Genomic DNA, 10,220 nt, shown 5'->3' with positions numbered 1-10,220 from the left:
TCGACTTGCATGTGTTAGGCCTGCCGCCAGCGTTCAATCTGAGCCATGATCAAACTCTTCAGTTTAATCTTTAACCTCTACCTTTCGATAAGAGGGAGCAGTTTCACGAAACCCGCGATACTACTCAAAAACTTGGCTCAAACACTTTGGCTTACCAAATCGTATGAATTGATGAGTTACTTGCGTTTGATGATTCGTTATCACTCGAATCGTCTCAGCAAGCACCCACACGCATTATCTGATCTATTGTTAAAGAACGTTTGCTCTATGGTTTGAGCGGGCTGCGTATTCTAATTATCGCGGCCCTAATGTCAACTGATTTAAGCCGTTAATATTGCTTGGCATCTTCATGCCTGCTTTCCCAGTTGACCCCGCTTCCGAGTTACCTGAAGCGGACGCGCATTCTAGCGCTTTAAACCTTATTGTCAACGGCTTTCAACAAAAAATTTGTAGTTGCCGGACTGTCGATTTTTGGGCTTCGCCCTGAACCGAGGCGCGCATTCTAGCGTTTTATTTCGACCCGTCAACGCCTTTATACAATCTTTTTTTTAAACCTACCCGATTCAACCCGTGGCACCGAGTCTGTAGAAGACAACACAGGGTGGCGTATTCTTAAACCAATTCAAGAAGATGGTATTTTTTCTTGCCTAATTTGACGACAAAGAAGCGACCAAACAGTGCGCGATCCGGGGCAAACGTATCGCTTGCTGCCAGGTTGTCACATTCATTTTTGGCCACACCGTTAACCCACACCGCCGATCGACCGAGCGCGTCCTTAACTTCTCTACCAGCATTAGCCAGCCCGCACTCCACCAGCAAGCCAGTCAGCGGTTTTCCCTGCAGACCTGCAACACTTAGATCGCTGGCCGGCATACCATCCTGCTTCAACTGCTCAAGATCACTTTCAGAGAGCTCATCAAGCCCATCCGTAAACAGTGCCTGGGTAATTCGCTCAGCAGTCATTACGCTTTCGTGCCCGTGGACCAGATTGGTCAGCTCCCGGGCAAGCAGACCCTGTGCAGACTTTCTTCCGCCCGCCTCCAGGTCGGCCCTTTCTATTCCTTCTATGTCGGCCATAGGCAGAAAAGTAAAGTAGCGGAGGAATTTGTAGACATCCGCATCGGCTGTGTTCATCCAGAACTGATAAAAAGCATAGGGCGATGTTCTGGCTGGATCCAACCAGATGGTACCCGTTTCAGTTTTACCAAACTTTGTACCATCCGATTTCGTCACCAGCGGGAGCGTCATACCAAACACGTGCTGGCCATTCAATCGACGGGTGAGATCAATGCCCCCGGTGATGTTACCCCATTGATCAGAGCCCCCTAACTGTACGGTACAGTTATAGCGTCGATTCAGCTGCGCAAAATCGTATGACTGGAGCAGCATATAAGTGAACTCGGTGTATGAAATACCAGCCCCCTCACGATCGAGACGCTGCCTCACCGACTCTTTATTGACCATATTGTTGACTGAAAAATGCTTGCCGACATCACGCAAGAAAGTCAGCAAGTTCAGCGGACCTATCCAGTCCAAATTATTCACCACCTCTGCGGAGCTGGAACCCTTATCAAAATCGATAAAGCGGGACACTTGCCTTTTTATGGATTCCACCCAATCCTCAACCACGTCAGCCGTGTTGAGTTTCCGCTCCTGGGATTTAAAACTGGGGTCGCCAATCAACCCGGTGGCGCCACCCACAAGAGCTATAGGCTTATGCCCGCCGAGTTGAAACCGGCGCAATGCCAATAATGGCACCAAACTACCTATATGAAGACTGTCGGCAGTTGGATCAAAGCCGCAATAAACCGTACGCTGGCTATCGGCCAGGTGCTCAATCAACGTACCATCACCTGTCATCTGTGCGACAAGTCCTCTGGACTGCAATTCTGTGATTAGACTAGGGGCATTCTGAGACATACTGCCAATCCCAAATGGATGCTTTCGACGGGGAGGCAAACCTTACCTTATCCGTTCACAAAAACAAGTATTCGACAGGATAAAACCTGTTACCGAAGGTGGGACTGTGAGACTTTCTGTTATATATTGGCATCTTAAACCAATAACCTAAGACGATTATTGAATCATCATGAGCCAAGCCACATTCTCATCAAGCACCAAAAGTGAAACCATCAGACAACAGCTGCTAATGGGAAAGCATTCCCATCGCCACCTGGTGATACTCGGTTCATTGGCCGCGGCCATCTTCATCGGACTTTCTGTATTACCCAGTGAAGAGGTCGAAGCCAACCGCCAGATGACCACCGTTGACTTGTCTTTTCAGGAGGACAGCCATCTATTGGCTCGCGAACCAACAGATGCCATCGAAACTGACGGTATAGAGGGAGCACATGAGGCAGAAGATGACCGCCAGACAGATATGCTCTCCTGGTCAACCGCCACTGTGCGCAGCGGTTCCAATCTGTCCACTATCTTTCAGCAAGTTTCGTTGGGCGCCAGTGAAGTTCACAGATTGATGACTTCGTCCCCATTGACCAAGCCGTTGGCAAACATGCGTCCTGGCGAGGAGCTCCTGTTCGGGCTTAATGAGTCCGGTTCGCTAGGCCAATTAATTTATAATAAATCGAAACTCGAATCCTATGTCTTTACTGAGCAAGCGGATACTGAGAGCCCGGCCTTCTCTGCGGAACATGTCGTACGTCAGCCCGATGTCGTCAACGCCTACCGCGAGTCAACCATCGAGGATTCATTGTTTCTGGCCGGAGAGCGGGCCGAGCTACCCCATAATGTCATCATGGAAGTTGCCAATATTTTCGGCTGGGATATCGATTTCGCACTCGATATCCGCAAGGGTGATCAGTTCTCGGTGTTATACGAAGAAAAGTACCTGGATGGTGAGAAAATTGGCACCGGCAATATCCTGGTAGCTGAATTCACCAATCAGGGCAGCACCTTCCAGGCGGTTCGTTATGAAGACAGCGCAGGCGTAGCAAATTATTACACCCCCGATGGCATGAGCATGCGCAAAGCCTTTTTGCGTGCCCCTCTGGATTTCACAAGAATCAGTTCCAATTTCAACTTGCGCCGGATGCATCCCATCCACAAGAGTATTCGTGCCCACCGCGGCGTTGATTATGTCGCACCCAGAGAAACACCCATCTTTGCCTCTGGCAAGGGCAAAGTCATCGCATCTGCATACAGCAAAGCCAATGGTAACTACGTGTTTATCCAGCATGGCCAGGGGTATACAACCAAGTACCTGCATCTCGACAAACGCACCGTGAAACAGGGTCAACATGTCAAACAGCGCCAGGTAATTGGCACACTTGGCTCCACGGGGTATTCAACCGGACCGCACCTGCACTACGAATTCCTGGTGAATGGTGTTCACCAAAACCCCCGCACCGTCTCACTGCCCAAGGCACTGCCAATAGACCCGGCAGAAAAAAACAGATTTGCCAGTACCACCAAGACATTAATGACCCGACTGGCACAAAATCGCCAAAGCTTCAGGCTGGCCCTGCTCACCGACAAAAATCCCGCTCAAGTCGATTGATCGCACGATAAATGCCTAACAGGGAACTTTACATAGGACTGATGTCAGGCACTAGTGCCGACTCCATTGATGCCGTTCTAGCCAATCTGTCAGGCGGACAACACCAACTTCTGACCACGCTCAGTTGTGATATAGACGACTTAAAGAGCGACATCCACGACCTGGCAACACCCGGCTTAAATGAGATTTCCCGTATGGGGCAACTTGACAGGGAGCTGGGGATTCGCTTTGCCAATGCCGTTAACACACTACTCCACAGGGAGGGTCTTGACAGCAGCCAGGTGATAGCCATAGGCAGCCATGGTCAAACAATTCGTCATTACCCGGCTGGGCATGGGGTCACGCATCCTTTTACCTTACAGATCGGCGACCCCAACACCATTGCGCACCTGACGGGAATCACCACCGTCGCTGACTTTCGAAGACGCGATATTGCACTTGGCGGGCAGGGCGCGCCTCTGACCCCACTTTTTCACCGTGCGGCATTTGAACAATCTGGAACACCGAGGGCCATTATCAATATCGGCGGGATTGCCAATATCACACTGCTATACGGCGATGGCGTGTCCAGCCCGTTGGGCTATGACACCGGCCCGGGTAATGGGCTGATGGACAGCTGGATTTTGCAGTGTCTCGGCAAGGCGTACGATGACGATGGCCAGTGGGCCGGCACAGGTCAGGTCATACAACCTTTATTGGAACAGTTTTTAACAACACCCTACCTGCTAAAAAAGGCCCCAAAAAGCACCGGCAGAGAGCTGTTCAACCCCGAATGGCTGTCATATCAACTGGCGAGCTTTGGCGATTCCGCGGATCCTGTTGATCTGCAAGCCACGCTGCTGGAATTTACAGCACAGACGATAAGTACAAGTATCAAAGAATCGCACCCAAGGATAAGAGAAGCATACATTTGTGGCGGCGGCGCTTATAACGGCACACTGGTCAGACGGATCAGCGCGCTGCTAGACCCGATTCATGTAGGCAACACAGCCGCTTTAGGAGTTTTGCCAAGATGGGTAGAAGCGATGGCATTTGCCTGGCTTGCACAGCAGACCCTTGCCGGGAAACCGGGGAATGAGCCTACCGTAACCGGGGCTTCAAAAGCCTCCATTTTAGGTGCTATCCATCCCGCCTGAGCCGACAGCACGGGTAGCGCAAAAGTCAGAAAGATGTATACGACTAGACAGAAAATGAAGAACCACAGCCACAGGTTGTCGTGGCATTGGGGTTGGTAATGGTAAATCGGGAACCCTGCAACCCTTCTTCATAGTCGACAGTTGACCCCGATAGATACTGAAAGCTGAGCGGATCCACAACCACAGCTATGCCATCCTTGCTGACCAACGTATCGTCCTCAGCCATGACCTCATCAAAGCTGAACCCATACTGAAATCCCGAACAGCCTCCACCCGTAACAAATACCCGCAGCTTGAGATCGGGATTACCCTCCTCTTCCACGAGAGCCTTCACCTTTCCGGCTGCCTTGTCCGAAATGTACAGCGGCATCGGTGTAAATGTTGCAATTCCTGACATGCATGCTCCTGAATAAACTGTAAGGAATGCAACATCTGATAATACCCAAGCATTCCACTCAGGTATTCTATCATGAAGCAGGGTCTTACTGCCTAGAGACTTAGACTTTTTCCAGTGTAACTTCCAGATCGGCTTCCGGGGCAGACTCTTCCGAAGCGGCTTTAGACCCCAGTTCAGCCTGGCTTTGATGGACAAAACTGCCATTGACCTGAGCGCCCTTCTCAATTTCGATCAAGGAGTAATGCAAATTACCATCCACTACCGCTTTTGCCCCCAGCTCAACCTGATGATTGGAGTAGATATTGCCTTCGATCCGGCCATTAATGACCACTACCGGGACAGTAATATCGCCCACGACACAACCTTGTGGAAGGATGCGAACCCGCGCATCAGCACCATTCTCAGCCATAATGTTGCCGGTTATATGTCCTTCCACTTCAAGGTTTCCGCTGAAATGAATGTCGCCGACTACGGAAGTCCCACCAGCTACCAAGGTTGTCGTACCTGCGGCAAAAGGTGCCGGATTGGATTTCTTTCTCATGATCTGCTCCATCAAGCCTCGTTCAACTGCCAGTCAAAACTCCGTTCCACTCGACTATTTTCGGCACCATCCTTCCACACACTCACCAGCACTGCCAATGGCTGAAAGCCAGCAGGCACCCGAATGCTACCTTCCATTATTTGAAAATATTTGAAGGTAACCTGTAATGGCAATGTGGCAATCTGGACATCCATTTCATCAAACCCCAAGGTCTCTGACTGACCATCCCTGAGGCCCTCCAGACGAATCGCTACATTCACTTTGACCTGCTTCAGATTGGCTGCTTTTTGCTGAACAATCAAACGGTAGGCCACTGCACCATTTTCCACGGCAGGCTTCAAGACCAATCTACCGATTTGCAGACCCGCTTCCTTATCGTTTTCCTGCAGAAGATTTTGATATAACCCCAGCTCCTCTTCATTGGCGGCCAACTTTTGCTGTAAAGCGGCAACCAGTTTTCTGACGGATTCTAGAGAAGTCGCGTCAACCTGCGCACCAAGTTCCGCATTGGCCAGTTGCTGTTGCAACTGCAGGTTTTGCTCATGGGCGGATTTGAGCTCTCTGGCCAACACTCTGCTGTCCATCAGGGTTCGGTCAAAAAAACCACCACCCAGCAAAAAACCGACACCAAATGAAATTACTGTCACCAGCACCCAAAGCGTGAGTTCCAGCCGTCGATACCCCGGCCTGTGGGGCCTGACAACCAATTGTTCCGACATCACCCTGGACATCAGGGAAGTAGCGCAGGCGCCAGTAAACCGGCCTTTTCTGAAAGACCAAACATGATGTTCATATTCTGAATAGCCTGACCTGAGGCACCTTTAACCAGATTATCCTCGACCACCAGCACCACCACCTTGTTTCCATTCTGCGGCCGAAAAACACTTATCCGGCACATATTGGAGCCTCGCACAGTGCGCGTCTCCGGATGGCTACCGGCAGGCATCACATCGACAAAGGGTTCGTCCCGAAAACGGTCCTCATACAGCCGCTGCACATCCACATCGGTATCCAGCAGATTGGCATACAGTGTGGAGTGAATACCCCTGATCATTGGCAGCAGGTGCGGCACAAAGGTCAGCCCCACGCCGGATCCTGCAATATCCTCCAGTCCCTGCCTGATTTCCGGCAGATGCCGATGACCGGGAACGGCATACGCCTTGAAATTATCACTGGTTTCAGCCAACAGTGTCCCGACATTGGCCTGACGACCAGCGCCACTGGCACCCGAAGCAGAGTTTGCAACCAGATCTCCCTGGTCGATCAGACCTTGCTCCAGCAAAGGCAGGAAGCCAAGCTGAACACTGGTGGGATAACAGCCCGGACAGGCTATCAGACGGCCGTGCCGAATCGCCTCACGGTTCACTTCCGGGAGACCATACACAGCCCCGGATAGCAGCGAAGGTGCGGCATGGGGCTGCTTGTACCATGTCTCCCATAAAGCCACATCACGAATCCGGAAGTCCGCCGACAAGTCAATTACCCGCACACCTTTCTCGAGCAGGCCGGGTACAGTCATCTGGGCAACGCCGTGAGGAGTGGCAAAAAACACTACATCACAGCTGCCGAGATCGCCGGCGGCAGGATCGGTAAAACACAAATCAAAGTGCCCACGCAGATTTGGGAACAGCTCGGCCACAGGGCGCCCGGCCTCACCACGAGAGGTGATCGTTGTCACCATCACATCGGGGTGAACCGCGAGCAATCTCAATAATTCAACACCGGTGTAACCTGTCCCGCCAACAATACCTACTTTGATCACGATATAAATGTTCCTGTCATGCCTTGATTGAGCTACCTATAATAGCGCAAACCATCGGCCAATAAACGGGCACTCTCCCGCAACAATCGGAGCGCGTCAAATGAACTTCCAAGAGGCACAGAAAGTCCATGGCTGGAAACAGTGGCCTTCACGGCGACTGAATGCCTTCCGCGTGCGCCTTGCCCACACCGATGCCCTGCCCCAGTTGGCTGTACTGGGCTGCATAAGCGAAGTTGCTGGTATCATAACCCGTCAGGATATCGACAATTATTATCAATAAGGATCAGCGAATGGCATTGATAAAAGAATTTCTGCTGGGCGGCCAAAGCTGGATTACCGCATTTCACCTCATCGCTGTCGTCAGCTGGTTTGCGGCACTGTTCTACCTGCCAAGACTGTTTGTCTACCACGCCATGGCCGAGGATCAGATCAGCATCGAACGCTTCAAAATCATGGAGCGCAAACTTTACCGGGGTATCGCAAACCCATCGATGATGGTCACCGTTGCGCTAGGCATTGCGCTGTTTTCCATCTACCCGAACTACTTCCTGAACAGCGGCTGGTTTCAGGTAAAACTGGTACTGGTGCTACTCCTCATCGCCTACCATTACAGCTGCCTGTATCTGCTGAAGCAGTTCAGGGATGACAGAAATACCCGCAGTCATGTGTTCTACCGATGGTTTAACGAAACTCCCGTACTGATGCTGATTGGCATCGTGGTGATGGTTATAGTCAGGCCGTTTTAATCCACCCGGCTAGAACCCACTACCCGGCTGGGCAAGATACGTCAGCTCCTCAGCAGTGGACACTCTGCCGAGCACCTCATTGCGATGGGGAAAACGACCGAATTGCTCAATGACGGTCGCATGCTGCTCGGCATAATCCAGAAACCCGGCGAAAGTTTCCCTGTGTGCCGCGGGCACCTGGGCCAGCAAGTGTCGGTACAACACCACACTGCGTCGCTGGATATCGAGGCTTTCCGCATGCTGCAGAGGTAGATAAAAGAAAACCCGCTCAATCGGCCGCAACTGTTTATCCATGCCGGCCTCAATACCGGAGAGACTCCAGTTCAGCGCCAGCCTGTCGGCATTGAAGGCAATTGACGAGTCCCGATAGATATTCCGGGAAAACTGATCGAGGACAATGATGGCAGACAGGCGGCTCTCGGCGAATTGCAACCAGTAGCGGTTACCACCATTGATGAGCACCTGCAGGAAGGGTTCGAAGCGGTCGCGAATATCGGCATCCACCTCGGGGCTTTTTCTCCACCAGATTGGCGACTGTTGACGGGCACAGATTGCATCGTCAGGCTCTGCACCAAACCAGTAATCGAGGATCAGTTGCCAGGCCGGCTCTGCCCTGTTCATCGCACCTCCATTCTGTGGCTTTGCATAGCGTCTTTATGCCCAATCAAGGATAATAACTTTCTTTCATTTATCAACAAAAAAAGCTTAAAACCATGCAACGATCAGAGCAACTATTTACAGCGGCCCAGCGCCACATCCCCGGTGGCGTCAATTCACCTGTCCGGGCTTTCAAGGCCGTTGGCGGCACCCCGGTTTTTTTTGATCACGCCCAGGGCGCACATCTTTTCGATGTGGATGGTAAACGCTATATCGATTACGTGCTTTCCTGGGGACCAATGATCGCCGGACACAACCACCCCGACGTTATTGCCGCCGTCACCGAACAGCTGAAGAAAGGCATGACCTTTGGTGCACCCACTGCGCTGGAAGTTGAACTGGCAGACGAGCTCTGTGAGCGGGTGCCGGGGCTGGACATGGTGCGCATGGTCAATTCCGGCACCGAAGCCACCATGAGTGCGATTCGTCTGGCGCGGGGCTTTACCGGTCACGACAAGATCATCAAGTTTGAGGGTTGTTACCACGGCCACTCGGACTCACTGCTGGTAAAAGCCGGTTCCGGGGCATTAACTCTGGGCGTACCCAGCTCGCCGGGGGTACCGGCTGCACTGGCCGACCATACGGTAACACTGACCTACAACAGCATAGCGGACGTCGAACAGGCGTTTGCCGAAATTGGCGAGCAGGTAGCCTGCGTCATTCTGGAGCCAGTTACCGGCAACATGAGCTGCATCCCTCCTGCACCGGGCTTTCTCGAGAGCCTGCGCAGTCAATGCACAAAGTATGGCGCCCTGCTGATCATTGATGAGGTGATGACCGGTTTCCGCGTCGACCCTCGCTGTGCCGTGGGCCGCTACAACATTGATGCCGACCTGATTGCGCTGGGCAAAGTCATCGGTGGCGGCATGCCGGTAGGCGCCTTTGGCGGCAAGCGTAAAATCATGGAGCAGATCGCCCCACTCGGGCCGGTCTACCAGGCCGGCACCCTGTCCGGCAATCCGGTGGCCATGGCCGCCGGGCTGGCGACACTGGCACTGATGACGCGGCCCGGCTTCCACGACGAACTCTTTGCCAAAACCACACAGTTGATCGAGGGCCTGCAAGCACGCGCTGATGCCGCCGGCATTGCCATGACCACCAACCATGTGGGCAGTATGTTCGGGGTATTCTTTACCGAGGAGAAGGCCGTCACCAACTACCAGCAAGTCATGGCCTGCGACACCGCACGCTTTGGCAAATTCTTCCACGGCATGCTGGATGCCGGTATTTATCTGGCCCCGGCAGCCTATGAAGCAGGGTTTATGTCCACCGCCCACAGCGATGAGGATCTGGAGTTCACCCTGGATGCGGCGGAGCAGGTGTTTAAAACCCTGAGCAAAAGAGAGGCAAAAGGGGTCGGTGACAATTGAGACTCATTCTTATTCGGCTAAAAGGGAAAGCAAAATGGGTCGGTGACCTCTTTATTTCAGCTCAAAGCCAGACATGGCGGGGCGGACCGAAATA

At 52.4% G+C, this 10,220-nt stretch carries 11 protein-coding genes and 1 rRNA gene; 5 read left to right on the top strand and 7 right to left on the bottom strand.

Annotated elements, in window-relative coordinates; translation table 11 throughout:
* Both ACTF5G_RS04980 and tyrS read right to left on the bottom strand, forming a co-directional pair.
* Window positions 1–65: ribosomal RNA gene (locus ACTF5G_RS04980) — 16S ribosomal RNA — on the bottom strand; the annotation flags it as partial.
* 547 nt (window positions 66–612) lie between these two features.
* Window positions 613–1,920, bottom strand: coding sequence for a tyrosine--tRNA ligase (tyrS, locus tag ACTF5G_RS04975; RefSeq protein WP_438951716.1), 1,308 nt, complete (start codon window positions 1,918–1,920; stop codon window positions 613–615).
* A gap of 169 nt (window positions 1,921–2,089) precedes the next feature.
* On the opposite strand from tyrS, the gene ACTF5G_RS04970 reads away from it, so the two are divergent.
* Window positions 2,090–3,517, top strand: coding sequence for a peptidoglycan DD-metalloendopeptidase family protein (locus ACTF5G_RS04970; protein WP_438951715.1), 1,428 nt, complete (start codon window positions 2,090–2,092; stop codon window positions 3,515–3,517).
* A gap of 11 nt (window positions 3,518–3,528) precedes the next feature.
* On the top strand, window positions 3,529–4,653 hold the full coding sequence (locus ACTF5G_RS04965; RefSeq protein ID WP_438951714.1) for an anhydro-N-acetylmuramic acid kinase: 1,125 nt from the start codon (window positions 3,529–3,531) through the stop codon (window positions 4,651–4,653).
* Window positions 4,654–4,696: 43 nt separating this feature from the next.
* Here the strand turns inward: ACTF5G_RS04965 and erpA are convergent, their stop codons facing one another.
* The 4 genes from erpA to argC form a co-directional block, all read right to left on the bottom strand.
* Window positions 4,697–5,050 (bottom strand): iron-sulfur cluster insertion protein ErpA, encoded by a 354-nt coding sequence (gene erpA / locus ACTF5G_RS04960; RefSeq protein WP_438951713.1) that lies wholly within the window; start codon window positions 5,048–5,050, stop codon window positions 4,697–4,699.
* Window positions 5,051–5,150: 100 nt separating this feature from the next.
* Window positions 5,151–5,591 carry a bactofilin family protein gene (locus ACTF5G_RS04955; RefSeq protein ID WP_438951712.1) on the bottom strand — a complete coding sequence of 147 codons (441 nt, stop codon included), beginning with the start codon at window positions 5,589–5,591 and terminating at the stop codon, window positions 5,151–5,153.
* Window positions 5,592–5,602: 11 nt separating this feature from the next.
* Window positions 5,603–6,310, bottom strand: a complete 708-nt coding sequence (locus ACTF5G_RS04950) for a DUF6776 family protein (RefSeq protein WP_438951711.1) — start codon at window positions 6,308–6,310, stop codon at window positions 5,603–5,605.
* 11 nt (window positions 6,311–6,321) lie between these two features.
* Window positions 6,322–7,353, bottom strand: a complete 1,032-nt coding sequence (gene argC / locus ACTF5G_RS04945) for an N-acetyl-gamma-glutamyl-phosphate reductase (RefSeq protein ID WP_438951710.1) — start codon at window positions 7,351–7,353, stop codon at window positions 6,322–6,324.
* 100 nt (window positions 7,354–7,453) lie between these two features.
* On the opposite strand from argC, the gene ACTF5G_RS04940 reads away from it, so the two are divergent.
* Complete coding sequence (locus ACTF5G_RS04940; protein WP_438951709.1) at window positions 7,454–7,633, top strand: hypothetical protein; 180 nt, start codon at window positions 7,454–7,456, stop codon at window positions 7,631–7,633.
* Window positions 7,634–7,643: 10 nt separating this feature from the next.
* Window positions 7,644–8,099, top strand: coding sequence for a protoporphyrinogen oxidase HemJ (hemJ, locus tag ACTF5G_RS04935; protein ID WP_438951708.1), 456 nt, complete (start codon window positions 7,644–7,646; stop codon window positions 8,097–8,099).
* Window positions 8,100–8,108: 9 nt separating this feature from the next.
* Here the strand turns inward: hemJ and ACTF5G_RS04930 are convergent, their stop codons facing one another.
* Complete coding sequence (locus tag ACTF5G_RS04930) at window positions 8,109–8,720, bottom strand: DUF924 family protein (RefSeq protein ID WP_438951707.1); 612 nt, start codon at window positions 8,718–8,720, stop codon at window positions 8,109–8,111.
* Between the two features lie 92 nt (window positions 8,721–8,812).
* Here ACTF5G_RS04930 and hemL point away from each other — a divergent pair, with 92 nt between their 5' ends.
* Window positions 8,813–10,126, top strand: coding sequence for a glutamate-1-semialdehyde 2,1-aminomutase (gene hemL, locus ACTF5G_RS04925; protein ID WP_438951706.1), 1,314 nt, complete (start codon window positions 8,813–8,815; stop codon window positions 10,124–10,126).
* The last annotated feature ends 94 nt before the right edge of the window (window positions 10,127–10,220 follow it).

Origin of the sequence: Porticoccus sp. (assembly GCF_965660005.1) — a bacterium.
GTDB lineage: Bacteria > Pseudomonadota > Gammaproteobacteria > Pseudomonadales > Porticoccaceae > Porticoccus.
This window is presented reverse-complemented; position numbering and strand designations above follow the sequence as displayed.

What these genes read in the sequence shown, in the direction of transcription:
- hemL (WP_438951706.1), top strand. Translation starts at nt 8,813, where the DNA reads ATGCAACGATCAGAGCAACTATTTACAGCGGCCCAGCGCCACATCCCC.
- ACTF5G_RS04930 (WP_438951707.1), bottom strand. Translation starts at nt 8,720, where the DNA reads ATGAACAGGGCAGAGCCGGCCTGGCAACTGATCCTCGATTACTGGTTT.
- ACTF5G_RS04965 (WP_438951714.1), top strand. Translation starts at nt 3,529, where the DNA reads ATGCCTAACAGGGAACTTTACATAGGACTGATGTCAGGCACTAGTGCC.
- erpA (WP_438951713.1), bottom strand. Translation starts at nt 5,050, where the DNA reads ATGTCAGGAATTGCAACATTTACACCGATGCCGCTGTACATTTCGGAC.
- hemJ (WP_438951708.1), top strand. Translation starts at nt 7,644, where the DNA reads ATGGCATTGATAAAAGAATTTCTGCTGGGCGGCCAAAGCTGGATTACC.
- ACTF5G_RS04950 (WP_438951711.1), bottom strand. Translation starts at nt 6,310, where the DNA reads ATGTCGGAACAATTGGTTGTCAGGCCCCACAGGCCGGGGTATCGACGG.
- ACTF5G_RS04955 (WP_438951712.1), bottom strand. Translation starts at nt 5,591, where the DNA reads ATGAGAAAGAAATCCAATCCGGCACCTTTTGCCGCAGGTACGACAACC.
- tyrS (WP_438951716.1), bottom strand. Translation starts at nt 1,920, where the DNA reads ATGTCTCAGAATGCCCCTAGTCTAATCACAGAATTGCAGTCCAGAGGA.
- ACTF5G_RS04970 (WP_438951715.1), top strand. Translation starts at nt 2,090, where the DNA reads ATGAGCCAAGCCACATTCTCATCAAGCACCAAAAGTGAAACCATCAGA.
- ACTF5G_RS04940 (WP_438951709.1), top strand. Translation starts at nt 7,454, where the DNA reads ATGAACTTCCAAGAGGCACAGAAAGTCCATGGCTGGAAACAGTGGCCT.